The organism is Mycobacterium zoologicum (assembly GCF_020181635.2).
GTDB lineage: Bacteria > Actinomycetota > Actinomycetes > Mycobacteriales > Mycobacteriaceae > Mycobacterium > Mycobacterium zoologicum.
The window spans coordinates 255004-280989 of the sequence record NZ_JAYJJS010000001.1 but is presented as its reverse complement, the minus strand read 5'-3'; the positions used below and the strand labels follow the sequence as shown (position 1 = coordinate 280989).

The following is a 25986-nucleotide window of genomic DNA, read 5'->3' as shown; positions in this document are numbered from 1 at the left end:
CCCTCGACTGATGGCCTTCGTAGTAGAGCAGTCCCCAGAGGTGCGTGGTCAGGCCGGGGCGTGGCAGACGGCCGGCCAGACCCGGTGGACCATCCACCCGAGGTCGCCGCTGGCCACACCCGTGATGCCGGTGTTCGGCAGGCTGTGGAAGGGCTACGCCCGCCGGGCGTTGCCTCAATTGGCCGACCTGCTGGAGAACTGACGCCGGTATGTGCCGACTTTTCGGGCTGCACGCCGGAACCGACGTCGTCACCGCCACCTTCTGGCTGCTCGACGCGCCGGACAACCTCGCCAAACAGAGCCGGCGCAACCCCGATGGCACCGGGCTGGGGGTGTTCGACCGCGACGGCAGTCCGCAGCTGCACAAACAGCCGATCGCGGCCTGGCATGACACCGAATTCGCCACCGAAGCACACGAATTGACCGGCACCACGTTCATCGCCCACGTGCGTTACGCCACCACCGGCGCCCTCGACGTCGTCAACACCCACCCGTTCCTTGAGGACAACCGGATCTTCGCGCACAACGGGGTGCTGCGCGGCCTCGACGTCATCGATGACCGACTCGCCGAGCTCGGATCCACTGATCTGGTTGCGGGACAAACGGATTCCGAGCGAGCCTTCGCACTGATCACCGCCGAGATCCGGGAGCGCGACGGTGACGTGGGAGCGGGGCTGCGCGACGCCGTCGGCTGGCTGGCGGCCAACGTACCGATCTACGCGCTCAACATCCTGCTGAGCACCGCCACCGACATGTGGGCGCTGCGCTATCCCGAAACCCACGAGCTGTACGTGCTGGACCGCCGCGACGGGGCGGCACCCGTCGGCTTGGATCTGTCCACCCGGCGGATCCGGGCGCACGCCGAGCAGCTGCACGGCCGCCCCGCGGTGGTGTTCGCCACCGAACCCATGGACGCCGACCCGTGCTGGCGGCTGATCGCGCCAGGCGAACTGGTCCACGTCGACGCCGGGTTGACGATCGCCACCGAACTGGCCTTTCCCGACCCACCTGCCCGCCAATTGCGCCGGGAGGAACTGACCGCTGTCGCCGAGGAGGCTCAACATCCATGGTTGTGACGTCCAAGCGCGCCCTGGTGCTGGCCGGCGGGGGAGTGGCCGGCATCGCGTGGGAGACCGGCGTGCTCCGCGGCATCGCCGACGAGTCGCCGGCTACCGCGGCGGCACTGCTGGCCTCAGACGTACTGGTCGGTACCTCGGCCGGCTCGGCGGTGAGCGCACAGATCGGCAGTGGCACAAGCGTTGACGAGTTGTATGCCCGCCAGGTCGGTGACAGCTCACCCGAGCTCGATCCCGGGGTGGGCGGCCCGGAGCTCGCTGAAATGTTCCTGGCCGCCATGACCAGACCGAATACCACTGCCGTGCAGAAGATGCAGCGCATCGGCGCGGTGGCGCTGGCCGCCGAGACGGTTCCGGTCGCGGTGCGACGCAAGGTGATCGAGCGCAGGCTACCGTCGCATCAGTGGCCGGATCGCTGCCTGCGGATCACCGCCATCGACATCGACACCGGTGTGCTGCGGGTCTTCGATCCGGACTCGGGCGTGGAACTCGTCGACGCGGTCGCGGCCAGCTGCGCCGTCCCGGGCGTCTGGCCGCCGGTGGTGATCGACGGCCGGCGCTATATGGACGGTGGGATGCGCAGCGCGATCAACCTCGACGTCGCCGACGACTGTGATGCGGCCGTGGTGCTGGTGCCGTCGGGGGAGGGTTCGCCGACGCCGTTCGGTCCGGGCGCGGCCGCCGAGATCGCGGCGTTCGGTGGGCGCACCATGACGTTGTTCGCCGACGCCGCCGCGGTGCGGGCGTTCGGCACCAACCCGCTGGATCCGGCGTGCCGGGTGCCGTCGGCGCGGGCCGGACGCGAGCAGGGCCGCCGAAATGCGGCCGATGTCGCCGAATTCCTATCGGGTTAAACGGGTTTCGCGCCCGCTTTCTCCAAAGCCCTTGCGGTGAGCTCACGGCCCACGTCGATCAATTCCGCGGCGCGATGGAAATCCAGGCTGCGGCAGGCGGTGCGCGGTACCTCGATGAGCAGGTCCGGCGGGTAGGCCGCCAGCTGATGGCGGGTCAGCGCCGACTGGGCGATGTCGATGGTGCGGTTCATCACCTCGAAGCTGCCCAGCTTGGGTGCCTCCGGCTCCTCGGGCCGGGCCTCCTCGGCGTCGTCGTCGTCGGGTTCGGTATCGGATTCACCGCTGCTGAAGCGGTCCAGGATCGCCCGTGCCGTCGGCCGGTCCAGCAGGGACCGCGCCCCACTGGTGTCCAACAGCGCCGACGTGCTGCGCAACATACGATTCAGGCGCCCGGCCGGCGCGCCGCGTTCGGAATCCTCCGCCGCCGGGCCGCCGGCCGTCGGGTCGCCGCCGTTGAGGCTCACCGCCACGGTCAGATCGGCGTTGACCGCGCTCAACGGCGCCAAGGGCAGCGGATCGAGGATTCCACCGTCGGCGAGCAGTCGCCCGTCGACCACGTGCGGCGCGATCATCCCGGGTATGGCGATCGAGGCGCGGATCGCGGTGTCGACCGGCCCGCGCTGCAGCCACACCGACCGGCCGGCGATCAGATCGGTCGCGACGGCGGTGTAGGGGATCGGCAGCCGCTCGATGTCGATGTCGCCCAGGATGTCGCGGACCACGTCGAGGATCTTCCCGGCCCGCAGCACGCCGGACGCGGTGAACGACGGGTCCAGCAGGCGCAGCACCGCGCCCTGGGTCAGCGACTTGGCCCAGTCGGCGAACTCGTCGAGCCGCCCGGCCGCCTGCAGACCGCCGACGAGTGCGCCCATCGACGACCCGGATATTCCAGCGATCTCATAGCCGCGCGCCCGAAGTTCGGTGATCACCCCGATGTGGGCGTATCCGCGCGCGCCGCCGCTACCCAACACCACCGAGACCCGCGGCGCAGATGAAGACGTCATGGCATCCATTCTGCGGGTCGCGCCGATTCCGGTTTTTCGGTCACCGTGATCGCAAACCTGAGTCGTGCCTAAATAGCCAGGTCATGGTGCGCGATCCGGCCTGATACGTGACTGATTTCTCCGGACCCGGGTCTGGCTCGCCGCCGTCGCGCCCGCGTACCGTCGTCGACGTGAGCGAGCATGTGGGATTCCAAGGGCGTTGTTGCCGCAGCTGAGCGCTGCCGCCGACCCCTTTCCCGATCCACCTGTTCTGGAGTCTCACCATGACCATCGCTGATCCCATTGCTTTGCGGCGCCCGGCCCACCGGTCGCGCTCGCTGAGCCTTCGTGACCTTCTGAAGACCACCGACCTGGCCGCCGAGGCGGTGCTCGACGGCCGTTACGACCGCCTGCTGCCGGCTTCGGGGCTACCCGCCGACGGTCGCTGGTTCACCCGCCTGCACGGTGACGCGCTGCTCGACATCTGGCTGATCAGCTGGGTGCCCGGGCACGCCACCGAACTGCACGACCACGGTGATTCGCGTGGCGCGCTGACCGTGTTGTCCGGATCGCTGGACGAATTTCATTGGGACGGGCGGCAGTTGAACCAGCGTCGGCTCGAGGAGGGCGATCAGGCCGCCTTCTCCCGCGGCTGGGTGCACGACGTGGTCTGGGCGCCGACGTCGTCTTCTGGGGTGGCGGCCCCCACCCTGAGCGTGCACGCCTACTCGCCGCCGCTGGTCGAGATGTCCTACTACGACGTCACTTCGCAGAACACCCTGCGTCGCAACCGAACCGAGCTCACCGAACACCCGGAGGCATCATGACTGTACTGACCGCCAGTCGAATCGACGGGCTGCTCGAAGCGGCACGGGCCCGGCTGCACCGGCTCGATGCCGCCCAGGTGCCCGCGGCACTGCTCGACGGCGCATACCTGGTCGACATCCGCCCGGCCGCCCAGCGGGCCCAGGAGGGCCAGGTGCCCGGCGCCCTGATCATCGAACGCAACGTGCTGGAGTGGCGCTGCGACCCGACCAGCGAGGCCCGGTTGCCGCAGGCCGTCGACGACGACGTGCAGTGGGTGATTCTGTGCTCGCAGGGATACACCTCCAGCCTGGCCGCCGCCGCGTTGGTCGACCTGGGGCTGCACCGCGCCACCGACGTGATCGGCGGTTACCAGGCGTTGGCCGCAGCCGGTGACCTGGTTGCGCCAAACGGTTTGGACCAGTTAGGCATTGGAGTACAGCAGCGGGCGCAGCCGTTCGGTCTTCTCCGCAGTCCACGCCGCTGGATGTAATATCGCCGCCCACGCGTCGGCCACATCGGCGACGTAGTGGTGACCGTGGCCGTCGGGCACGTCGACGGCCACCGCCATGTCGGCCGAGACCTGTAGGAAGGTCACGATCGGCTTCCAATGCACCTGCGGCAGAACGTCATACCCGCGCGGCTCGGCCAGCCAGTCCGGTCTGTGGAACAACAGGTCCGGATTCCACCAGGCGATCGGATCGGAGGCGTGCTGCAGGTACACCACCCTTGGAGAATCCGGTGTGCCCCACTGTGTATCCGGGCGGGCCAGGTCGGAGGCGCGGGAGGCGAACCGGACATTGCGGCCGTCGTCGTAGATCGGAAGCCACTGCGGAGAACCGGGATCGCGGTTGACGGTCAGGTCCTTCCAGATGGTGTTCTGGAACGTCGGTCCGGAGAACAATGCGCCGTCGGTGCGGGCCAGCACGTTGTTGAGGCTCATGAACGGCGCCTCGCCGCCGAAGGACCCCAGGCTCTCGCCGAACACCACCAGCTTGGGTCGCCTGGACTCCGGCAATGCACGTACCTGTTTGTCGACGGCCTCGAACAAAGCCTGCCCGGCTTGGCGCGCATTCTCCTTGTCCACCAGGAACGAAAGCCAACTGGGTAGGAACGAATACTGCATGCTCACGATCGCGGTGTCGCCGTTGAACATGTACTCCAGGGCCGATGCCTCGGCCTCGTTGATCCAACCGGTACCCGTGGTGGTGGCCACCGCGACGACGGCGCGGTTCAGCCCGCCGGTGCGCGCCAACTCGGCCGCGGCCAACTCCGCGGTCGCCTTGATCCCGTCGGCCGAATTCAGCCCGGCGTAGGCGCGGATCGGCTCGGTGGCAGGCGTGCCGTTGAAGTCGCTGAGTTGCGCGACGGTCGGCCCGCCGGCCACGAAGACCCGGCCCTGATGCCCCAGCGACTCCCAGGAGTCCAGCGATTCCGGTCCGCCGGAACGCAGTCGGGTGGTCGGCGCCGCCCGGTCGGGATCCATCTCGCTGTTGACGTTGGCGAAGGTGTTGTTCAGCGCGCGCATGGTGAACTTCACCACCACCCCGTTGAGCAGCGCGATGGTCAGGCTCACCAACAGTGTCACCGTCACTACCACCGAAACCCGTCGCGGGGCAACACGGTTCAGTTGCCGCACTGAGGCCCGGACCGCGGCGCGGAACAGTTGGCCCAGTTCCACCAACACGAACAGGACCAGCACGGCCAGCCCGGCTGCCAGCGGGAAGCAGTACCAGGACAGCTGTGGGACGCCCATCAACGCGCGGACTTCCCACTGCCAGTTGTGGAACCGGACGATCATCACCAGGTGGATGACGGCGGCGACCGCAATCAGCACCAGCCAGGCCCAGCGCGGTGCCGGCGGACTGGTCTTCTTGGAGCGCATGTAGCGCACCAGCCACACCGCCAGGACGCCGACCCCGTATCCGGCGGCCCCCGACGCGCCGCTGACCAGCCCCTGGAACAGCGGCCCGCGGGGGAGTAGCGATGGTGTCATCGACAACCAGACGAACACCAGTCCGACGGCAGTGCCGGTGAAGGTGTAATGCCGAATCCACCAGGGCTTCTCGGCCGGCATGGCGACTTAGCGGTGAGTGAAGTTGGGCGGTCGCTTCTCGGTGAAGGCTGCCATACCCTCGGTCTGGTCGTCGGTGGCGAACGCCGAGTGGAACAGCCGGCGCTCGTAGAGCAGGCCCTCGGCCAGGGTGGATTCGAAGGCCCGGTTGACGGCTTCCTTGGCCATCCGCGCCGCAGACAGGCTCATTCCCGCGATGGTGGCGGCGACCTTGCCGGCCTCGGCGAGCAGGTCATCGGCCGGCACCACCCGCGAAACCAAGCCGGAGCGTTCGGCTTCGGCGGCGTCGATGGTGCGCCCGGTCAGGATCAGATCCATCGCCTTGGCCTTGCCGATGGCCCGGGTCAGCCGCTGGGAACCGCCCATGCCGGGCAGCACGCCGAGCTTGATCTCCGGCTGGCCGAACTTCGCGCTGTCGGCGGCGATCAGCAGATCGCACATCATCGCCAGCTCGCAGCCGCCGCCGAGGGCGAACCCGGCCACCGCGGCGATGGTCGGGGTGCGCACCGCGGCCAGCTTCGACCAGGCGGCGAAGAAGTCGGCGGCGAACACCTCGGCGAAGGACAGATCGGCCATCTCCTTGATGTCGGCGCCGGCGGCGAACGCCTTGGCGTTGCCGGTGATGATGATCGCGCCGATACCGGGGTCGGCATCGAGTTCGGCTGCGGCGGTGGTGACTTCGTTCATCACCTGGCTGTTGAGTGCATTGAGCGCCTGGGGCCGGTTCAGGGTGATGGTGCCGACGCGGCCGTCGCGCTCGACCAGGATGGTTTCGTAGCTCATGGGTTCTCCTTAGAAGGTGAGATCGGGGTCGGCTGGCGCGAAGTAGGTCTCGATGTCGGCGGCGGTCACCTCGGCCAGGGTGGCCGGCGACCACTGCGGGTTGCGGTCCTTGTCGACCAGCTGGGCGCGAATGCCCTCCACCAGGTCGTGGGTGCGCAGCGAGGCCACCGACACCCGGAACTCTTGGACCAGAACGTCTTCCAGGGTGGCCAGCTTCGCCGCTCGGCGCACCGATTCCAGGGTCACCGCGCAGGCGATCGGGGAGCGGGTGCCGATCAGTTCGGCGGCGGCGTTGGCCTCGGGGCTGGCATGTCCGGCGAGCGCGGCCACGATCTGCGCGACACTGTCGTGGGCGTAGCACTCGTCGATCCAGTCGCGTTGGGCGGCAAGCGGGCTCGGCGGTGGGGTGGTTGCGTGGGCGGCCAGCGCCTCGGGCAGCCCGTCGGCGATGATCGCGTCGGTGAAGGCGGCCAGCGCGTCGTGGGCGACGAAGTGGTCGGCGAAACCCAATTCGATGGCATCTGCGCCGGAGAACGGGGCCCCGGTCAGCGCCGCGTGCAGGCCGAGTTGGCCCGGGGCCCGCGACAGGAGATAGGTACCGCCGACGTCGGGAATGAAGCCGATACCCACCTCGGGCATCGCCATCTTCGTGGTGTCGGTGACCACCCGGGTGTTGGCGTGCGCCCCCACCCCCACGCCGCCGCCCATCACGATGCCGTCCATCAACGCGACATACGGCTTGGGGAACCGGCCGATCGCCGCGTTGAGGAGGTATTCGTCGTACCAGAAGCGTCGGGCGTCGGCGCCGTCGGCTTTGGCGCTGTGGTAGATCGCGACCACGTCTCCGCCCGCGCACAGTCCACGCTCGCCGGCTCCGGCCAGCACCACCGCGCGCACCGCCGGGTCCTCGGCCCAGGCCGTCAGCGTCGCGGTCATCGCGGTCACCATCGGGGTGTTCAGCGAGTTGATGGCTTTGGGGCGATCCAGGGTCAGCAGGCCGACCCCGTTACGGACCTCAGTCAAGATCCCGTCAGATTCGTCAGTCACGCCTTCGCAATGTAGATACCTAGCCGCCGTTCATTGTGCGCGGGTATGGTTTGGCGGCAGAGCGGCCTGACGACCGTTGGGAACTACGGTGGGCCGCCGAGCGTTGATCCAGTGTTCGCAACCCTTCGCGTCACAGCACCTAAGAGAGGAACGGAACGGTGCGGGAAACCAGCAACCCGGTATTTCGTTCGCTGCCCAAGCAGGGCGGCTACGCACAGTTCGGCACCGGATTCGGAGCCGCCACAGCCCAGCAGCAGATGCACCAGGGCTACCCCGGCCTGCAGAGTCCGGAGACTTCCTACCAGCGGGTTGACAGCCGTCCACTGACCATCGATGACGTCGTCACCAAGACCGGCATCACCCTGGGGGTGCTCAGCGTCGCTGCGGTTATCTCCTTCTTCATGGTGTCGGCCAATCAGGCGCTGGCCGGTCCGCTGACCTTCATCGGCGCATTCGGCGGCTTGGCCCTGGTGATGGTGGCCATGTTCACCCGTAGGCAGGACAGCAAGGCGCTGGTGCTCAGCTACGCGGCGCTGGAGGGCATGTTCCTCGGCGCCATCTCCTGGGTGCTGACCGCCTTCACTGTGGGAACCGGCAACGCCGGCTCGATGATCGGCCAGGCCGTGATGGGCACCCTCGGGGTGTTCGGCGGCATGCTCGTGGTCTACAAGACCGGCGCCATCCGCGTCACCCCGAAGTTCACCCGGATGCTGGTGGCCGGAATGTTCGGTGTGCTGGCCCTGATGATCGGCAACCTGGTGCTGTCGCTGTTCGGCGTCGGTGGAGGTGAGGGTCTGGGCCTGCGCAGCGGCGGCACGCTGTCGATCATTTTCTCGCTGGTCTGCATCGGCATCGCCGCGTTCAGCTTCCTGATCGACTTCGACGCCGCCGACCAGCTGATCCGGGCCGGCGCGCCGGAGAAGGCCGCCTGGGGTATCGCCCTGGGACTGACCGTGACCCTGGTCTGGCTGTACCTGGAGATCCTGCGGCTGCTCAGCTACTTCCAGAACGAGTGACCCGCTAGCTTTCCCCGTTTTCCCCGTTGATGCGATGAAGGAGCGGAGGCCCCGCCCCTTCATCGCATCAACGGGAAAAAACTTAGGAGAGCCGCTCCACGACCATGGCCATGCCCTGGCCGCCGCCCACACACATGGTCTCCACCCCGAACTGCTTGTCGTGGGTGGCCAGGTTGTTGAGCAGGGTGGCGGTGATCCGGGCGCCGGTCATACCGAAGGGGTGGCCCAGCGCGATCGCCCCGCCGGAGACGTTCAGCTTGTCCTCGTCGATACCGAGCTCGCGCGCGGAGCCCAGCACCTGCACGGCGAAGGCCTCGTTGATCTCGAACAGGTCGATGTCGGAGACCGACATCTTGGCGTTCGCCAGTGCCTTCTTGACGGCCTCGATCGGCCCCAGGCCCATGATCTCCGGCGACAGGCCCGACACCGCGGTGGACACGATCCGCGCCAGCGGCTTGAGGCCCAGCTGCTTGGCCTTGGTGTCGCTGGTGATGATCACCGCGGCCGCACCGTCGTTCAGCGGGCAGGCGTTGCCGGCGGTGATCGTGCCGTTGGGACGGAACACCGGCTTGAGCTGGCTGATCTTCTCGTAGGTGGTGCCGGCGCGCGGGCCGTCGTCGGTGCTCACCACGGTGCCGTCGGGCAGCGTCACCGGGGAGATCTCGCGGGCGAAGAAGCCGCTCTTGATGGCCTCCTCGGCACGGTTCTGGCTGCGCACACCCCAGTGGTCCTGGTCCTCGCGGCTGATCCCGGTGTGCAGCACCACGTTCTCGGCGGTCTGGCCCATGGCGATGTAGACGTCGGGCAGCAGGTTGTCGGCGCGCGGGTCATGCCACTCTTCTGCACCGGCCGCGGCGGCCTCGGACCGGGCCATGGCGTCGTTGAACAGCGAGTTCTTGCTGTTAGGGGCGCCGTCGGCGGCACCGATACCGAACTGCGAGACGGTCTCCACACCGGCGGAGATGAACGCGTCGCCTTCGCCGGCCTTGATCGCGTGGAACGCCATCCGGGTGGTCTGCAGTGACGACGAGCAGTACCGGTTAACCGTGGTGCCCGGCAGGAAGTCGTAGCCGAGCAGGACCGACACGACGCGCCCGATGTTGTAGCCGGACGCACCACCGGGCTGGCCGCAGCCCATCATCAGGTCGTCGATCTGGTGCGGGTTCAGCTCGGGCACCTTGTCCAGGGCGGCGCGCACCATCTGGGCGGCCAGGTCGTCGGGCCGGATCGTGACCAGGGAACCCTTGCCGGCCCGGCCGATCGGCGAACGCGCAGTTGAGACGATGACAGCTTCGGGCACTTGAAGACTCCTTGAGGTCGGGTACTTCAAGGAAATCTAGCCCGACTGCGCCACCATCGGTGAATCGGGTTCGCCCAGCACCGCGCAGAGCGCCGGGATCATCTGGCCCGCTGCCAGCGCGTACCCGGCCGCCGACGGGTGGTACTGATCCGCGGCGAACAGCAGCTCGGGGCTGTGATGGAACTCCGGCGCGTGGAAGTCGGCGAACGGGACCGCGAGGCCGCCGGCGGCCTTGACGGCCTGGGTCTGGGCGCGGGCCAGCTGGCATGCCCGTAGATGCGCCACCCAGCGCAGCGGTCGCGGGATGACGCTGATCGCGCCGAATTTCGGGCAGGTGCCGACCACCACCACGGCGCCGCCGGCGCGCAGCCTCTTCACCGCGGACCACAGCCGGTGTACCGAGCCGGCGATGCTGTTGAGCGCGGTGACGTCGTTGGCGCCGATCATGATCACGGCCACGTCCGGCGGCGGGCCGGCGACGAACATCGCGTCGACCTGGCCGGCCAGTCCTTTGGATGTGGCGCCCACGATCGCCTTGGTGCTCAACCGAACTCGCTTGCCCGTCTGGAGGGCCAGGGCCTTGGCGATCAGCGCGCCGGGCACCTCTGCCGCGGAACGACAGCCGTAGCCGGTCGCGGTCGAGTCACCGAAGACCATCAGGTGCAGATCGACGTTCGCGTCGTGTGCAAAGGGCCGAACATCGGATTCGCCGGGGCTGTAGACACCGTCGGCGCGGGGCGGTGAGTCCCAGGCCTTGGGGATGGTCTTGCGCGCTCGATCGGCCTGGCCGGCCAGCAGATTGCGTACACCGAGGTAGAGGCCGCCGCTGGAGGCGAATGCGCCGGCCGCGGCCAGCGTGATCGCCGACCGTCGAGGTACCCGCATAGCCATGTCGGTGATCTTAGGGAGCGAACCCCCGCGATACCTGTGCACAGCAAACAAAAGAGGTCACGATGTGGACCCGAAGATGCATCGGAACGAATTCTAAGATTTCCTCAAAAATTATCGCGTGTGACGATAGTTTGAACCGCGTTGGCTGTGCCGGCCCGGGGCCGGCTGAGGGGAGTGTGAATCATGACCGCACCCAGCTTGATACCCAGCTCGTCACATGCCTACACCGGTCTGCGGGCCGGGTTGCGACGTCACCGCTACCCCCGTCATGACGGTCGGCCCGTCGAGATCGTCGAGGACTCGCCCAGCATCGAAGGACGGCTCGCGTGGCTGGCGGCACGGCTCACGATCCGGCCGGTGCTCTCGGTCGGCAGCTACCTCCCGGGCATGCCTTGGCCGTTCGGGTTGCTCGACTTCGCCGCCAAGGTGGTGCTACCGGCGCCGGGCACCGAACGCGTCACCATCCGGCTGCCGCATTGCACGGCTCAGATGGTGCGGGCCGCTGGCGTGCTCCCGGCCGACGGCACTCGTCGAGTGGTGCTCTACATGCACGGCGGCGCCTTTGTGACCTGCGGGGCCAACACCCACGGCCGGCTCGTTACCAAGCTGTCGAAGTACGCCGACTCACCCGTGCTGGTGGTGGAGTACCGGATGATCCCCAAGTACTCCATCGCAGACGCGATCGACGACTGCTACGACGCGTATCGCTGGTTGCGCCGGCAGGGATACGCGCCGGACCAGATCGTGCTGGCCGGCGACTCCGCCGGCGGCTACCTGTCGCTCGCGCTGGCCGAGCGCCTGCTCGACGAGGACGACGAGGAGTCACCGGCTGCGATCGTGGCGTTGTCGCCGCTGCTGGAGATCGCCAAGGAGGCCAAGAAGGCACACCCGAACATCCACACCGGTGCGATGTTCCCGCCCCAGGCGTTCGACGCGTTCGTCGAGCTCATCCATGCCGCCGCCGGGCGGGACCGCGTCCACGGCAGCGACGTCCTCGAACCGCTCCAGCACGTCCGGCCCGGTTTGCCGCGCACCCTGATCCACGTCTCCGGTTCGGAGGTGTTGCTGCACGACGCCCGGCTCGGGGCCAAAGTTCTTGCGGCGGCCGGTGTTCCGGTGGAGGTTCGAGTGTGGCCCGGCCAGATCCACGTCTTCCAGCTCACCGCGCCGCTGGTTCCCGAGGCCACCCGCTCGCTGCGCCAGATCGGCGAATACATCCGGGACGCCACCGGTTGACCCGGGAGGGCGAACAACCTGACACCATGGCAGGCATGCGGATAGCGCGCCACATCTCTGATCTGATCGGCAACACCCCCCTGGTCGAGCTGAGTTCGATCGTCCCGCCCGGGGCGGGCCGGGTGGTGGCCAAGGTCGAATACCTCAACCCCGGTGCGAGTTCCAAGGACCGCATCGCGGTGAAGATGATCGACGCGGCCGAGGCCAGTGGCGCACTCAAACCCGGCGGCACCATCGTCGAACCCACCTCGGGCAACACCGGTGTCGGGCTGGCGCTGGTCGCGCAGCGCCGCGGCTACAAGTGCGTGTTCGTTTGCCCGGACAAGGTCAGCGAGGACAAGCAGAACGTGTTGCGGGCCTACGGCGCCGAAGTCGTGGTGTGCCCGACCGCCGTGTCGCCGGACGACCCGGCCAGCTACTACAGCGTCTCCAACCGGCTGGTCACCGAGATCGACGGCGCCTGGAAGCCCGACCAGTACTCCAACCCCGCCGGGCCGGACAGTCACTATGAGACCACCGGTCCGGAGATCTGGGCCGACACCGACGGCCAGGTCACACACTTCGTGGCGGGCATCGGCACCGGCGGCACCATCACCGGCACCGGCCGCTACCTCAAGGAGGTGTCGGAAGGCCGAGTCCAGATCGTCGGCGCGGACCCGGAGGGCTCGGTCTACTCCGGTGGCACCGGCCGGCCCTACCTGGTGGAAGGCGTCGGTGAGGACTTCTGGCCGGCTGCCTACGACCCGAGCATTCCCGACGAGATCATCGCCGTGTCCGACGCCGACTCGTTCGAGATGACCCGGCGCCTGGCCCGCGAAGAGGCGCTGCTGGTCGGCGGCTCCTGCGGGATGGCCGTGGTGGCCGCGGTGGAGGCGGCCGTCAAGGCCGGGCCCGACGCGCTCGTGGTTGTCCTGCTGCCCGACGGCGGCCGCGGCTACATGTCGAAGCTGTTCAACGACGCGTGGATGTCGTCCTACGGGTTCCTGCGTTCCCGGCTGGACGGCTCGACCGTGCAGCCCACCGTCGCCGACGTGCTGCGCGCCAAGTCCGGGGTGCTGCCGGACCTGGTGCACACCCACCCGTCGGAGACGCTGCGCGACGCCATAGGCATCCTGCGCGAGTACGGGGTGTCGCAGATGCCCGTCGTCGGCGCCGAGCCGCCGGTGATGGCCGGCGAGGTGGCCGGCAGCGTGTCCGAACGCGACCTGCTCTCAGCGGTGTTCGAGGGCCGGGCCAAGCTCGCCGACGCGGTGTCGCAGCACATGGGCCCGCCGCTGCCGCTGATCGGCTCCGGCGAGGTGGTCGGCGTCGCCGCGAATACCCTGGCCGAGGTCGACGCGGTGATGGTCGTCGAGGACGGCAAGCCGGTAGGTGTGATCACCCGCCACGACCTGCTGGGTTTCTTGTCGGACGGGCCACGCCGCCGATAACCTCGCGGCGGCAGGCCTGCTGCGTTAGCGTTTTGCCGATTCGGTGATCGCACGCCAGGTTCATTCAAGAGAGGGTGTCCATGACCAACCTTCCGCCTCCCCCCGGTGAATACCCGCCGCCGATGCCCGGCGACTACCCGCAGCAGGGCAACTACCCGCCCCCGCCGGGCAACTTCCCGCCGCCGCCGGGCAATTACCCCCCGCCCCCCGGTGGGTACTACCCGCCGCCGCCGGCCGGTAACTTCCCGCCGCCCGCTCCGGGCTACTACTCGCCGCCGGTCGGGAACCCGGTGGGCCAGCTTCCCCAGCAGGCCTACACGTCGTGGCTCACCCGTTTCGGGGCGTACCTGATCGACACCCTCCCGGTGATGGTCGTTTACGGAATCCCGTCGATGATCGCCAGCGGTATGGCCGAGAAGGAATGCATCACTACGTCCTCGGGTGTGGCGTGCACGGTCACGCCGTCGAGCGTCGGCGTGCTGCTGATGTTCGTGGGTTGGGTGGCGGCGATGGCCTACGTGATCTGGAACTACGGCTACCGGCAGGGGACCACCGGCTCGAGCATCGGCAAGTCGGTGCTGAAGTTCAAGGTGGTCTCCGAGCAGACCGGGCTGCCGATCGGGTTCGGCATGTCCGTGGTGCGCCAGCTGGCCCACATCGTCGACAGCATCACGTTCTTCATCGGGTACCTGTTCCCGTTGTGGGACGCCAAACGTCAGACGCTGGCCGACAAGATCATGACGACGGTCTGCCTGCCCATTCAATGAGCTGCGGGGCCGGCGGCGCCGGGTTGACCCGTCGGCGATTGATCTGGCTGGCGGGCGCTGCGGGTGTGGGCGCGGCCGCGGAGCTCAGCGGGTGTGCGCGTCGGGCGGACCCGCCGGCATCGGCGAGCCCGGCTGCACCAGAGCCGATTCCTACTGCACCACAGCCGATTTCGGCGCCCGCGCCCGAGTCGATCGCGCCGCCCCCGCGCGTCGGTGCGTCGGCTCCGCTGCTGTGCCGTGACGCTTGGGGAGCCAGGCCGCCCCGGGGACCGGGGGTGCCGCACACTCCCAATCGCATGACGGTCCACCACACTGAAGTGGTTCTCGGCGACAACAGCGACGCACCTGCCCGCCTGCGGCAACACCAGCGCTACCACCAGGATTCGCACGGGTGGATCGACATCGCCTACCACATCGGCGTCGACCGAAACGGGAACATCTACCAGCTGCGCAGCCCAGAGATCGTGGGGGACACCGCAACAGGCTACGACCCGACCGGTCATTTCCTGGTCGTGTGCGAGGGCGACTTCGACAAGGAACCCGTGTCGGATGCTCAGCTCAACGCAGCGGCACTGGTGTTCGCCTGGGCGGCTCAGCGGTTCGCCATTGCGACCGACACGCTGGCCGGGCATCGCGATGTCAGCGATGGCACCACCTGTCCCGGGGAGAGCCTGTACGCGCATGTAACCTCGGGCGACCTCAAGCGTCGCATCGACGGATTCATCGCCGACGGCCCGGTGGATCTGCACGTGACATGTGGCCCGGAAGCGGCCGCGATCGTGGCCGACATCGAGGCGGGGCGTCGCTGACGTCAGCAGCAAATCATCTGACGTGGCCTGGTGGCTGGTGGCCTAGGCTGGTCAGCGATGACTGAGCACCGCAAACCCATGGGCCTGGCCACCACCGCGATCCACGCCGGATACCGCCCCGACCCCGCGACCGGGGCGGTCAACGCGCCGATCTATGCCAGCAGCACCTTCGCCCAGGACGGCGTCGGCGGACTGCGCAGCGGCTTCGAGTACGCCCGCACCGGCAACCCGACCCGCGCCGCCCTGGAAGCCGCCCTGGCCGCGGTCGAACGGGGCCGTTACGGGCGGGCGTTCTCCTCCGGGATGGCCGCCACCGACTGTGCGCTGCGGGCGATGCTGCGTCCGGGTGATCACCTGATCATCCCGGACGACGCCTACGGCGGCACCTTCCGGCTGATCGACAAGGTGTTCGCCCACTGGGGTGTGACGCACACGCCGGTGCCGCTGTCGGATCTGGCCGCGGTGCGCGCCGCGCTCACCGACACCACCCGGCTGATCTGGGTGGAGACCCCCACCAACCCGCTGCTGTCGATCGCCGACATCGCAGGCATAGCAGCCATCGGGCACGAAAAAGACGTAAAGATATTGGTGGACAACACTTTCGCCTCACCCGCCCTGCAGCAGCCACTGACCCTGGGTGCCGACGTGGTGCTGCACTCGACCACCAAATACATCGGCGGGCACTCCGATGTGGTGGGTGGCGCATTGGTCACCGACGACGAGGAACTCGACGCCGCCTTCGCGTTCCTGCAGAACGGGGCCGGCGCCGTCCCGGGTCCCTTCGACGCCTATCTGACCATGCGGGGCCTCAAGACGCTGGTGCTGCGGATGCAGCGGCACAGCGAAAACGCCGCGGCGGTCGCCGATTTCCTCAACGGGCACCCCGCGGTGGCCAGCGTGCTCTACCCGGGTCTGCCCGGGCACGCCGGACACGACGTCGCCGCGGCACAGATGAGCGGCTTCGGTGGCATGGTGTCGGTGCGCATGCGCGGCGGTCGGGCCGCGGCACAACAACTCTGCGCGGCGACCCGGATCTTCATCCTGGCCGAGTCGCTGGGCGGGGTCGAGTCGCTGATCGAACACCCAGGCGCCATGACGCACGCGTCGACGGCCGGCTCACAACTGGAAGTCCCCGACGACCTGGTGCGGCTGTCGGTCGGTATCGAGGACATCGGGGACCTGCTCGCCGATCTGGAGCAGGCGCTGAGTCAAGCTCAGGAGTGATAGGGCTCCGCGCTGACCAGGGTCACCTTGACGGTCTTGCCGCTGGGCACCGTGTAGCTGCGCTCCTCGTCCACCTTGGCGCCGAGCAGGGCGTGGCCCAGCGGCGAGTTCGGTGAGTACACCTCGAGCTTGTCTTCGCTGATGCCTTCCTGGCGGGTGGCGATCAGGAAGGTCTCGGTGTCCGATTTGTCGCCGTCGTAGAAGACCTTGACCACAGAACCCGGCAGGGCCACCCCGGACTGCGTCGGGGCCTCGCCGACCTTGGCGTTGTTCAGCAGCTCCTGTAGTTGCCGGATGCGGGCCTCCTGCTGGCCCTGCTCCTCGCGTGCGGCGTGATAGCCGCCGTTCTCCCGCAGGTCGCCTTCTTCGCGGCGGTCGTTGATCTCCGCGGCGATCACCGGACGGTTTGCGATCAGCTGGTCGAGTTCGGCCTTGAGCCGGTCGTGTGACTCCTGCGTCAACCAGGTCACCTGGGTGTCCGTCATCTCACTGTGCTCCTCGTGTCGTCGGACCCGGCGATCTCAGTCAGCGGGGGTCGACGCTTGTAAATAATGCAGTCGTTAATGCAGCAATACACGGTCCCATCCGGAACCGTGTATCGGTACACGGTACCACCGCACCGTCAGGGTGACTGTAAATAACCTGGTACATCGGTCCCGCAACCGTAGACATCGCCCATGACCGGGGGCTGGGACGACGCGACGGTCGTCGTCACCTGGACGGTCGCCGACTCCGACGGCCCGATCAGCAGCTCACGCCGGCCGGCCTCGCTGCCGTCGGCCGCCCGGACCCGCACGATGCAGTCCACCGGGCGTGACGGATCGGTCCTGGTCACGTTGATCGTCACCGACACCGTGTGGTCGTCGAGCACCCGGTAGCCGTACATGTCGCCCTTGACCTCGGCGGCGGTCAGCCGCTGGTAGCCCAGCACGGCCAGCGCGGCAGCGGTCGCGACCGCCAGCACGCCGAGGGTGATCGCCAGCAGCCGCCGGGGCAGGGCACTGCCTCGGGAATCCCCGTAACGGGCCGGCGTCGGGTCGGTCGTGGAGTCGGTCATCGTGCGGTGCGCCCCATGGTCGTCGGGATCGGTTGCCGCGCCCGCCGCGCGTGGTGGAACGATGGGGGCCGGAAACCAACCAGAACTATAGGGGCAATAGGGGAACGTGCAGATGAGCGGACTGCGGTTGATGGCGGTGCACGCCCACCCCGACGACGAGTCCAGCAAGGGGGCCGCGACCCTGGCCCGCTACGCCGACGCCGGGCACCGGGTGATGGTGGTGACGCTGACCGGCGGGGAGCGCGGCGACATCCTCAACCCGGCGATGGACCTGCCGGACGTGCACGGGCGCATCGCCGAGGTTCGTCGCGGCGAGATGGCCAAGGCCGCCGAGATCCTCGGCGTCGAACATCACTGGCTGGGGTTCGTCGACTCCGGGCTGCCCCAGGGGGACCCGCTGCCCCCGTTGCCGGATGGCTGCTTCGCGCTGGAGCCACTGGAGGTGCCCACCGAGGCCCTGGTGCGCGTGATCCGGGAGTTCCGCCCGCACGTGATGACCACCTACGACGAGAACGGCGGATACCCGCACCCCGATCACATTCGCTGCCACCAGGTTTCGGTGGCAGCCTTCGAGGCCGCCGGTGACTACCGCCGCTTCCCGGAGGCCGGTGAGGCGTGGCCGGTCGCCAAGCTGTACTACAACCACGGATTCCTGCGGCAACGAATGCAGATGCTGCAGGACGAATTCGCCAAGCGCGGCGAGGTCGGCCCGTTCGCCAGGTGGCTGAAGCATTGGCAGCCCGACCATGACGTGTTCGCCGACCGGGTGACCAGCCGCATCGAGTGCTCCGCCTACTTCTCCCAGCGCGACGACGCGCTGCGCGCGCACGCCACTCAGATCGATCCGAACGGTGATTTCTTCGCCGCCCCGATCGAATGGCAGCAACGACTGTGGCCCACCGAGGAATTCGAGCTGGCCCGGTCCCGGGTGCCGGTTAGCCTGCCCGAGACCGACCTGTTCGCCGGGATCGAGGACAACTGATGACTCACGCTGCACTGACCACGCTGTTGCTGTTGGCCGACGACGTGCCCCGCAACACCGGGCCGGACTTCGGCAAGGCCAGTCCGTTGGGACTGTTGGTGATCGTGTTGCTGCTGTTGGGCACCTTCGGGTTGGTGCGGTCGATGAACACACAGCTCAAGAAGCTGCCGGAGTCGTTCGACCGCGAGGACCCGGCCGCCGACCAGGCCGCCGACGACGGGACCGTCGGTGAGGGCGACAAAGCGCAAGGCTGAATAGGCCGTCCGCACCTGGATTAACGTAGGTGGTGTGGTCAACCGCCTTGCACAGTCCACCAGTCCGTATCTGCGTCAGCATGCCGACAACCCGGTGGACTGGCAGGAGTGGACACCGCAGGCGCTGGCCGAAGCCGCGCGGCGCGACGTGCCGATCCTGCTCTCGGTCGGTTACGCAGCCTGTCACTGGTGCCATGTCATGGGCCACGGATCTTTCGAGGACCCCGAGGTCGCCGAAGCGATGAACGCCGATTTCGTGTGTATCAAGGTCGACCGCGAGGAACGCCCGGACATCGACGCGATCTACATGAACGCCACCATCGCGCTCACCGGCCGCGGCGGCTGGCCGATGACCTGCTTCCTGACTCCCGACGGCCGGCCGTTCTTCTGTGGCACTTACTACCCGAAACCCGCTTTCCTGGAACTGCTTTCGGCGGTGACCAAGACCTGGCGGGAGCGTCGTGACGAAGTGCTGGACACCTCGCAGCACATCGCCGACGAGTTGCGCTCGATGGCCACCGGCGTGCTCGGGGACGGGGTGCCGGTGGACACTGCGCTGTGCGACGCCGCGGTGGCGGCGGTGCTGGCGGATCAGGACCTCGAGCACGGCGGTTTCGGCGGTGCGCCGAAGTTCCCGCCGTCGGCGCTGCTGGAAACCCTGCTGCGACACCACGAACGCACCGGCGGCGGCGCGCTGGACGCGGTGGCCCGCGTCGGGCGGGCGATGGCCCGGGGCGGAATCTACGATCAGCTGGCCGGTGGATTCGCCCGCTACAGTGTCGACACTGCCTGGGTGGTACCGCATTTCGAGAAGATGCTGTATGACAACGCCTTGCTGCTGCGGGGCTATGCGCACTGGGCCCGCCGCACCGGTGATCCGCTGGCGATCCGCATCGCCGACCAGACCGCGCGGTTTCTGCTCGATGACCTCTGCGACGGCGGCATGTTCGTCTCGTCGCTGGACGCCGACGCCGACGGCCGGGAGGGCTTGACCTATGTCTGGACCCGCCAGCAGTTGCAGGATCTGCTGGGCGAGGACGACGGCGCTTGGGCGGCAGACGTTTTCGGGGTCACCCCAGGTGGCACTTTTGAAGCGGGTGCCTCTGTCCTGCAACTGCCGGTCGACCCGTCCGATCAACAGCGATTCGAGCGGATCAGGCAGCGGTTGCTGGTCGCCCGACGCAGCCGGCCCCAGCCCGCCCGCGACGACAAAGTCGTCACCGCCTGGAACGGGATGGCGATCACCGCCCTGACCGAAGCCGCTGTGGCGCTGGGGGATTGGAGCCTTCTCGGTGCGGCGCAGGGCTGCGCAACGGCGGTGGTCGACCTGCACCTGGTGGACGGTCGGCTGCGCCGGGCCAGCCTGGGCGGCCGCGTCGGCGACAGCGCGGCCATCCTGGAGGACTACGGCGCGCTGGCCACCGGCCTGCTCAGCGTCCATCAGCTCACCGGCGACCCGCAGACCCTGCAAGCCGCCACCGGCCTGCTGGACACCGCCCTGGAGCACTTCGCCGACCCGGCGCATCCCGGCCGCTGGTTCGACAGCGCCGATGACGCCGAGGCGCTGGTGATGCGCCCCGCCGAACCGGCCGATGGTGCCACCCCGTCGGGGGCGGCGCTGATCACCGAGGCGCTGCTGACCGCCGCGCATCTGGCCGATGCGCCGCGGGGCGAACGCTACCGACAGGCGGCGGAGCAGGCGTTGGCGGCGCATTCAGGGCTGCTGGCCCGCTCGCCCCGGGCGGCTGGGCACTGGCTGGCGGTCGCCGAGACCTACGTGCGGGGGCCGCTGCAGGTGGCGGTGGCCTGCGAGCGCCCCGACTCGACCCTGCTGACGCAGGCCCGGCAACTGGCGCCCGGCGGGGCGATCGTCGTCGGCGGCGCGGCCGGCTCCTCGGAGCTGCTGATCGGGCGCGACCGCGTGGGCGGCGCCGACGCCGCCTACGTCTGCCGGGGCACCGTGTGCGACCTGCCGGTGACCGGCACGGCCGAGTTGGCAGCGGCCCTTGAAGTGCCCGCGATGCGGTCTTCCGTGTAACCTGCGCCACATGACGAGCGCACCCGAGCGAGCCCAGGCCATCACCGAGACCGTCCACCGCTACATCGAGCTGGTGGGCGGCGGCGACGCCGACGCGCTGGTCGGGCTGTATGCCACCGACGCCACCCTGGAGGACCCGGTCGGCGGTGAGGTGCACATCGGCCACCAGGCCATCCGCAACTTCTACTCGGCCATCACCGGGCTGGACCGCAAGGCCGAGTTGGTGACGCTGCGGGTCGCCGGCAACGAGGCGGCGTTCCATTTCGCGCTGACCATCACCAATGGCGACCACCGGATGCGCATCGAACCGATCGACGTGATGGTGTTCGACGGCGACGGCAAGATCGCGGGGATGAAGGCCTACTGGTCGGCGGAGAACATCACCCAGCTGTAGCCAGCACTTTGGCGTCCTCGTCGGCGAAGCGGTCCTCCAGCGCCAGCGGCGTGTAGTCCACGTCGATCTCTTCCAGCGGACGCCCGCGGGCGCTTTCGATGGTGCCCAGGCGGCGCATTCCCTTGTCCATCGCGTAGCCGGCGAACTCTGCCGTGGTCAGCCCGAACGGGACGTCGTCGCCGTAGAGCCCGAAGACCTCGTCGACGACGCGCACCGCCACCGGCACCAGCTCGTTCAGGCGCGCCTCGAACACCGCCCAGTTGGCGTCGTCGGCGGCCACGTGGCGCCGGCAGGTGAAGGTGCCCCACGCCATGTGCCGGCGCTCGTCGTCGCCGATGTGGCCGATCAGCTCCATCATTCCGGGCAGGATGCCGCGGTGGGCGCAGACCCGCTTCCAGGCCTGGTAGCCGGTGAGCGCCAAGGTGCCTTCGACCACGTGGTTGTAGGTCACCGAGGCCCGGATCTGCGCGGCCGGCGACGGGTCGGCCAGCAGCGCGTTCAGTGATTGCGGCAGTTCGGTGTTGAAGATCCGCAAGTACGACGGCATCGGGTCCAGCAGGCTCTGCAGATCTTCGGTGATCCCGACCGCGTCGAGCCACAGCCGGAACACTTGAACGTGCTTGGCCTCCTCGAATGCGAACTGGGTCAGATACATCTCGTCACCGAGCCTGCCTTCGGCGCGCATCGCCGCCATGAACGGCTGGATATCGCTGGTGACGGCTTCCTCGCCGGCGATGAAGATCGCGCAGAGTCGGGTGGCGAGGTCACGCTCCCGCTCCGACAGCGACTCCCAATCCTGCCGATCGCGGGAGAAGTCGATGTCGGCGGGGTTCCAGGATTTCGCGTTGCCACCGGCGAACAGCTTCAAAGGCAAACTGTGCCAATTGAGTCCACCGCCGGCCAGCGAACCGTAAGCGGTTCGGCTCACCCCGGTCATGCGACGCCGCCGTCGAACAGGTAGCTCATGCCGGCTGACAGCATCTGCTGCGCGGCCTGGTAGAGCTCGGTCATCTGGTCACTGACGGAGGTGAAATCACCGGCGGTGAGCGCCGGGTGGCCGTCGGAATTCAGGATCGAGGTCGCCAGGTCGTCGCGCGCGTTGAGGAAGCCCGCGGTGATGCTGGTGGCCGGGTCGGTCCACATCTGAGTGAAGGCGTCGGGGAGGCCCATCTCCAGCCGCAGGGCCGCCAGCACCATGGGCAGCTCGATGTCCTTGAGCGCCAAGGGCAGGTTCTCGACGAGCGCCGCCGTGGCACCGCTCGGGTCGGCCATGAAGGCGTTGATGACGCTGCCCAGGTTGGGCATCCACGTAGCGTCCGTCATCCGGTCCAGCACCGAGGGCACGTCCTGCTGGCCACCGAAGATCTTCTCGAACTGCTCGTCGCCGACCGCGGCCTTGATCTGATCGAACTCCAGGTTGGTCGTCACCCAGCCGATGGGGTTGTGCGTCTGGTCCATGGCGTAGTCGTACTGGAAGATCCGCTGCTGGATCTCCGCGGCGTACTCGGCGGCGCTGACGGTCGGGTAGTCCGACGGCAGCAGGGTGCCGACCTCGCCGACCGGCACGGTTCCGAGGATCTGCGCATTGGCCGGGATGTCACCGTTGAGGCCCTGGATGCGCAGCGCAAGCAGCCCGTCCTGCAGGCCGGAGGTGTTGATCCAGTTGGCGACACCCGGGTTCTGGTCGCTCAGCACGTAGTAGGTGTAGCCGTCGGAGTCGTGGAACGCCTGGGTGTTGTTGAGGCTGCCGGTGACGGTCGCGTACGCCGAGGTGCCCGTCCAGGCGTTGGCGATCTGGGCGCCGGTGTAGGTGGCGTCGATGTTGGGCACCTTGACGACCATCGCCTCGCCGTCCGAGACCTGGAAGTGCACGAAGCTGGTGATCTGACCGGGCAGCAGCGGCCCGCCCGGGATGGCGTTGGTGGTCGTGGCCCAGGGCTTCACCGAATCCATCGGGATGGTGTCGAAGACGTACTGCAGGCCCAGCAGGGTGAAGCTGGAGTTGTTGTCCACCAGGTTGTCGCCGGCCTGGCCCAGCAGCGCGGAGATGTCGTCATCGGAGAGCACCGGCAACGTGAACGCGGGCTGGTCCTCCAGCGCGACCGAGACCGCGGTGTGCGGCAGACCCCAGTCACCGAGGGTGTCGCGGATCAGCACCGAGCCGTAGCCGTCGGTGTCGATCCAGTTGGCGCCGGTGGGCGCGTCGGGGCCCACGTAGATGGTGTAGCTGCCGTCGGGGTTGGCGTGGAACTCCGACAGGTTGAAGGCGGTGACCGAGTGCCAGTCGGTCTCCTTGGTCATGCCGTTGCCGGTCATCATCGTGAAGGTCACTTCCTCGGTGCCCGGTCCGGGGTGCACGGTGACCACCTCGGTCTTGTCCCCGACGGGCAGCAGGTGGTACTGCTCGTCCGGGTTCGGGCTGTTCAAGAAGTTGTAGGGCTCGGCGCCCGGGGCGTTCCACTGATAGGGGATCACCGACGTGGAGTTCTGCGAGTAGCTGTGGTCGAGGTTGTACTGCGAGAGTCCGAGGACCAGCTGGTTCATCGCCGACATCTGCGCGTACCCGGGCAGCAGGGTCTTGTCGAAATCGGTGACGAACGGGTACTGGCTGTTCGTGGCGATGACGGTGTTCTGCCCCGCGACGATCTGGTCCAGCAGGGCCTGGAACGGGCTCGTTGATCCCGTCGTCAGCAGGATCGACGGCGCCTTGACCGCCGGCGGCGTCGCTGACGCCGCGGGGGACGCCGTCAAGGCGACCACCAGCGCGCCGGCCGCCGTGGCCGCCGCACGAGCGCGTCCCGGCGACGCCGGACGGGTGACTTTCGAGGCGGACTGCTGGTGTGTCATCTTGCTCCAGGTGCTGATAGATCGGCTGATTCCCGCTAATGCTGGCTTGAAGCAATCCGGTGATACAAGTGGCAGATGCACCGATTTCCCATCCAAAATCCGGCGTCACTAGTGCACTATGCACCATTGTCGGATACGCTCCGCCGGTGAACTGGGAGCGGCCATCCGACCGGGTCTGCGAGCTGATGCGCCAAGGCGCCCAGCTGGGCGTGAGCGGTCTCGAACCGTGGCTGGGTGAACTTCACCGGGCAACACTCGCTTCGGACTATGTGCGCACCATCGCCGATGATCCGGTGATCGTCGAGGCGGTCCGCCAAAGCCTTCGCTCGAACCTGCTGCACTGGCTGGCAGCGAACGTCGCTCACCCCGCAACGCCGGTAGCGCCCAACCTCGATGACGAATCACTCACCGCCGCACGTGATCTGGTTCGTCACGGGTTGGATGAAGCGGCGATCGTCGACGGCTACCGGGTCGCGCACAATGTGACATGGAAGTCCTGGCTGCAACTCGCATGTGAATTGACGTCCGACCCGGACGAACTGCGCGAGCTACTCGATGTGTCGGCTCGCTCGCTGGCGGGCTTCATCGACGAGACGGTCGGTGCGGTCTGTCGCCAGATCCGAATCGAGCGCAATGACCTGACCCGCGGAACACACGCCCAGCGACGGCAGACCGTCGCGCTGGTCATCGATGGTGCACCGATCAGCCAGCGGCACATCGAGGATCGCCTCGGGTACCAACTCGGGGGGAGCCACACCGCGGTGGTGATCTGGGGCGACGAATCCAACGTCAATCTGTCCGATCTGGATCGCGCCGCCGAAATGTTGATGGGCAACACCGAAGGGCGGGCGTTGTCGGTGCTGGCCGATGCCCGGACCCGTTGGGTATGGCTGCCCGGAGTCGACGCCCCGGACCTCGGCGACATTGCCGTCGAACTGGGTCAGCGGTCAGGTGTGCGGATGGCCATCGGGCCGACGGCGGCGGGTATCGAGGGGTTTCGCAGCAGCCATCTCGACGCGATCACCACCCAGCGCATGATGGCGCGACTGGGCTCACCGCAGCGGCTCGCCAAGTTCACCGACATCTACCTCATCGCGCTGGTCACCGCGAACACGGACGAAGCGGACCGCTTCATCACACAGACGCTCGGGGACTTCGAGTCTGCCGACGCCGAACTGCAGCGCACCGTCCTGACCTTCATCTACGAGCAGTGCAACGCCGCGCGAACGGCCGAGCTGCTGTACACCCATCGAAACACGGTGCTGCGCAGGATCGCCCGCGCCAACGAGTTGTTGCCGCAGTCATTGGAGAAGGGCGGCGTGCACATCGCGGTCGCGCTGGAAGTCCTGCACTGGCGTGGCGTGAGCCGTTAATACAGCGCCGCGAACCAGATCGCGATGTACTGACAGACCGCCGCCACCGCGGTGCAGGCGTGGAAGAACTCGTGGTAGCCGAACGTGGCCGGCCACGGGTTCGGCCACTTCAGCGCGTACATGATCGCCCCGATGCTGTAGAGCGCGCCGCCGACGGTCAGCAGCACCATGGCCGCCACCCCGGCGTTGTGCATGATCGTGGCGATGAAGAACGCCGACACCCAGCCCAGCAGCAGGTAGAGCGGCACCCCCACCCATTTCGGGGCGGTCGGCCAGCACAACTTGAGCACCACCCCGGCCAGTGCGCCGCCCCACACGATCATCATCACCAGCCGTTCCTGGCGGCCGTGATCCATCGCCAGCAGTGCGAACGGGGTGTAGGTGCCGGCGATGAAGATGAAGATCATCGCGTGATCGAGGCGCTTCATCCGGATCCGGGTGGCCACCGATTTCCAGGTCACCCGGTGATACGTTGCGCTGACGGCGAACATGCCGACCACCGAGATGGTGTAGGCCAGCGTCGCCAATCCGGCTTCGAGGCCGGCCAGCGGCCAGGTCACCGCGATCAGGGTGATCCCGGCGATGACCGCCACGATCGCCGAGACCAGGTGAATCCACCCGCGGGCTCTCGGTTTCACCGGCCCCGCAGCGAAGTCGGGCAGCTCAGGGTTGGGCTCGGCGATGATGTCGGCGTGGGTGCTCATGGACCTTCCCCAAGCGGATTCCCGGATGCGATTGGCGGCAACT

The 25986-nt window shown here is 68.0% G+C and carries 27 protein-coding genes; 16 read left to right on the top strand and 11 right to left on the bottom strand.

Annotated elements, in window-relative coordinates; all coding sequences use genetic code 11:
- Positions 1-10: 10 nt before the first annotated feature.
- From K6T84_RS23855 to K6T84_RS01365, 3 genes are read left to right on the top strand one after another with little or no spacing between them, the layout of a single operon-like run.
- Positions 11-202 carry a hypothetical protein gene (locus tag K6T84_RS23855; protein ID WP_408066036.1) on the top strand — a complete coding sequence of 64 codons (192 nt, stop codon included), beginning with the start codon at positions 11-13 and terminating at the stop codon, positions 200-202.
- Between the two features lie 7 nt (positions 203-209).
- The gene (locus tag K6T84_RS01370; RefSeq protein ID WP_225401602.1) at positions 210-1076 is read left to right on the top strand and encodes a class II glutamine amidotransferase; all 867 of its coding nucleotides are present in this window, start codon (positions 210-212) and stop codon (positions 1074-1076) included.
- Positions 1067-1930 (top strand): patatin-like phospholipase family protein, encoded by an 864-nt coding sequence (locus K6T84_RS01365; RefSeq protein WP_224864771.1) that lies wholly within the window; start codon positions 1067-1069, stop codon positions 1928-1930. The genes K6T84_RS01370 and K6T84_RS01365 overlap by 10 nt, the downstream gene beginning before the upstream one ends.
- Here the strand turns inward: K6T84_RS01365 and K6T84_RS01360 are convergent.
- Positions 1927-2934, bottom strand: a complete 1008-nt coding sequence (locus tag K6T84_RS01360; protein WP_225401603.1) for a patatin-like phospholipase family protein — start codon at positions 2932-2934, stop codon at positions 1927-1929. The genes K6T84_RS01365 and K6T84_RS01360 overlap by 4 nt on opposite strands.
- Positions 2935-3197: 263 nt before the next feature.
- Between K6T84_RS01360 and K6T84_RS01355 the strand changes: the two genes are divergently transcribed.
- Positions 3198-3740, top strand: coding sequence for a cysteine dioxygenase (locus K6T84_RS01355; RefSeq protein WP_224864775.1), 543 nt, complete (start codon positions 3198-3200; stop codon positions 3738-3740).
- Complete coding sequence (locus K6T84_RS01350) at positions 3737-4210, top strand: rhodanese-like domain-containing protein (protein WP_224864776.1); 474 nt, start codon at positions 3737-3739, stop codon at positions 4208-4210. Before K6T84_RS01355 ends, K6T84_RS01350 begins: the two co-directional genes overlap by 4 nt.
- On the opposite strand, the gene K6T84_RS01345 is transcribed toward K6T84_RS01350, so the two are convergent.
- Genes K6T84_RS01345 through K6T84_RS01335 form a run of 3 tightly spaced genes read right to left on the bottom strand, consistent with a single transcriptional unit; the run spans position 4142 to position 7621 of the window.
- Positions 4142-5794 (bottom strand): alpha/beta hydrolase, encoded by a 1653-nt coding sequence (locus K6T84_RS01345; RefSeq protein WP_225401604.1) that lies wholly within the window; start codon positions 5792-5794, stop codon positions 4142-4144. The two genes, K6T84_RS01350 and K6T84_RS01345, sit on opposite strands and share 69 nt — an antisense overlap.
- A 6-nt stretch (positions 5795-5800) precedes the next feature.
- Entirely contained in the window at positions 5801-6574 is a 774-nt protein-coding gene (locus K6T84_RS01340; RefSeq protein WP_224864778.1) for an enoyl-CoA hydratase, read from the bottom strand.
- 9 nt (positions 6575-6583) lie between these two features.
- Positions 6584-7621, bottom strand: coding sequence for an enoyl-CoA hydratase/isomerase family protein (locus tag K6T84_RS01335; protein WP_224864779.1), 1038 nt, complete (start codon positions 7619-7621; stop codon positions 6584-6586).
- A 158-nt stretch (positions 7622-7779) separates the two neighbouring features.
- On the opposite strand from K6T84_RS01335, the gene K6T84_RS01330 reads away from it, so the two are divergent.
- Positions 7780-8637 carry a Bax inhibitor-1/YccA family protein gene (locus K6T84_RS01330; protein WP_224864780.1) on the top strand — a complete coding sequence of 286 codons (858 nt, stop codon included), beginning with the start codon at positions 7780-7782 and terminating at the stop codon, positions 8635-8637.
- Between the two features lie 82 nt (positions 8638-8719).
- Here K6T84_RS01330 and K6T84_RS01325 read toward each other — a convergent pair whose 3' ends face one another.
- A complete protein-coding gene (locus K6T84_RS01325) occupies positions 8720-9937 on the bottom strand; it encodes an acetyl-CoA C-acetyltransferase (protein ID WP_225401605.1) in 1218 nt (405 codons plus the stop codon).
- 36 nt (positions 9938-9973) lie between these two features.
- Positions 9974-10828, bottom strand: coding sequence for an SGNH/GDSL hydrolase family protein (locus tag K6T84_RS01320; protein ID WP_224864783.1), 855 nt, complete (start codon positions 10826-10828; stop codon positions 9974-9976).
- A gap of 183 nt (positions 10829-11011) precedes the next feature.
- Between K6T84_RS01320 and K6T84_RS01315 the strand changes: the two genes are divergently transcribed.
- The 5 genes from K6T84_RS01315 (at position 11012) to K6T84_RS01295 (ending at position 16294) form a co-directional block, all read left to right on the top strand.
- Entirely contained in the window at positions 11012-12064 is a 1053-nt protein-coding gene (locus K6T84_RS01315; protein WP_224864784.1) for an alpha/beta hydrolase, read from the top strand.
- 35 nt (positions 12065-12099) lie between these two features.
- Positions 12100-13494 carry a cystathionine beta-synthase gene (locus K6T84_RS01310; protein ID WP_224864785.1) on the top strand — a complete coding sequence of 465 codons (1395 nt, stop codon included), beginning with the start codon at positions 12100-12102 and terminating at the stop codon, positions 13492-13494.
- 80 nt (positions 13495-13574) lie between these two features.
- Positions 13575-14261, top strand: coding sequence for an Rv1078 family RDD domain-containing protein (locus K6T84_RS01305; RefSeq protein WP_408066035.1), 687 nt, complete (start codon positions 13575-13577; stop codon positions 14259-14261).
- 296 nt (positions 14262-14557) lie between these two features.
- On the top strand, positions 14558-15070 hold the full coding sequence (locus K6T84_RS01300) for a peptidoglycan recognition protein family protein (RefSeq protein ID WP_224864787.1): 513 nt from the start codon (positions 14558-14560) through the stop codon (positions 15068-15070).
- A gap of 57 nt (positions 15071-15127) precedes the next feature.
- Positions 15128-16294 (top strand): cystathionine gamma-synthase, encoded by a 1167-nt coding sequence (locus K6T84_RS01295; protein ID WP_224864789.1) that lies wholly within the window; start codon positions 15128-15130, stop codon positions 16292-16294.
- Here K6T84_RS01295 and greA read toward each other — a convergent pair.
- Both greA and K6T84_RS01285 read right to left on the bottom strand, forming a co-directional pair.
- Entirely contained in the window at positions 16285-16779 is a 495-nt protein-coding gene (gene greA, locus K6T84_RS01290) for a transcription elongation factor GreA (protein ID WP_224864790.1), read from the bottom strand. The two genes, K6T84_RS01295 and greA, sit on opposite strands and share 10 nt — an antisense overlap.
- A 137-nt stretch (positions 16780-16916) precedes the next feature.
- Positions 16917-17351, bottom strand: coding sequence for a DUF4307 domain-containing protein (locus K6T84_RS01285; RefSeq protein WP_224864791.1), 435 nt, complete (start codon positions 17349-17351; stop codon positions 16917-16919).
- Between the two features lie 112 nt (positions 17352-17463).
- On the opposite strand from K6T84_RS01285, the gene mca reads away from it, so the two are divergent.
- From mca to K6T84_RS01265, 4 genes are read left to right on the top strand one after another with little or no spacing between them, the layout of a single operon-like run.
- The gene (mca, locus tag K6T84_RS01280) at positions 17464-18333 is read left to right on the top strand and encodes a mycothiol conjugate amidase Mca (RefSeq protein WP_225401606.1); all 870 of its coding nucleotides are present in this window, start codon (positions 17464-17466) and stop codon (positions 18331-18333) included.
- Complete coding sequence (locus K6T84_RS01275; RefSeq protein WP_225401607.1) at positions 18333-18587, top strand: hypothetical protein; 255 nt, start codon at positions 18333-18335, stop codon at positions 18585-18587. The genes mca and K6T84_RS01275 overlap by 1 nt, the downstream gene beginning before the upstream one ends.
- A gap of 34 nt (positions 18588-18621) precedes the next feature.
- Positions 18622-20625 carry a thioredoxin domain-containing protein gene (locus K6T84_RS01270; RefSeq protein WP_225401608.1) on the top strand — a complete coding sequence of 668 codons (2004 nt, stop codon included), beginning with the start codon at positions 18622-18624 and terminating at the stop codon, positions 20623-20625.
- Positions 20626-20635: 10 nt separating this feature from the next.
- Positions 20636-21019 (top strand): nuclear transport factor 2 family protein, encoded by a 384-nt coding sequence (locus tag K6T84_RS01265; protein WP_225401609.1) that lies wholly within the window; start codon positions 20636-20638, stop codon positions 21017-21019.
- On the opposite strand, the gene K6T84_RS01260 is transcribed toward K6T84_RS01265, so the two are convergent.
- Positions 21006-21947: a R2-like ligand-binding oxidase gene (locus K6T84_RS01260; RefSeq protein ID WP_224864796.1), complete on the bottom strand. Its 942-nt coding sequence runs from the start codon at positions 21945-21947 to the stop codon at positions 21006-21008. The two genes, K6T84_RS01265 and K6T84_RS01260, sit on opposite strands and share 14 nt — an antisense overlap.
- Before the next feature lie 5 nt (positions 21948-21952).
- Positions 21953-23866: a DUF1214 domain-containing protein gene (locus tag K6T84_RS01255; RefSeq protein WP_224864798.1), complete on the bottom strand. Its 1914-nt coding sequence runs from the start codon at positions 23864-23866 to the stop codon at positions 21953-21955.
- A 146-nt stretch (positions 23867-24012) separates the two neighbouring features.
- Between K6T84_RS01255 and K6T84_RS01250 the strand changes: the two genes are divergently transcribed.
- On the top strand, positions 24013-25239 hold the full coding sequence (locus tag K6T84_RS01250; protein WP_224864799.1) for a PucR family transcriptional regulator: 1227 nt from the start codon (positions 24013-24015) through the stop codon (positions 25237-25239).
- Here K6T84_RS01250 and trhA read toward each other — a convergent pair.
- On the bottom strand, positions 25236-25943 hold the full coding sequence (trhA, locus tag K6T84_RS01245) for a PAQR family membrane homeostasis protein TrhA (RefSeq protein ID WP_224864800.1): 708 nt from the start codon (positions 25941-25943) through the stop codon (positions 25236-25238). The two genes, K6T84_RS01250 and trhA, sit on opposite strands and share 4 nt — an antisense overlap.
- Between the last annotated feature and the right edge of the window lie 43 nt (positions 25944-25986).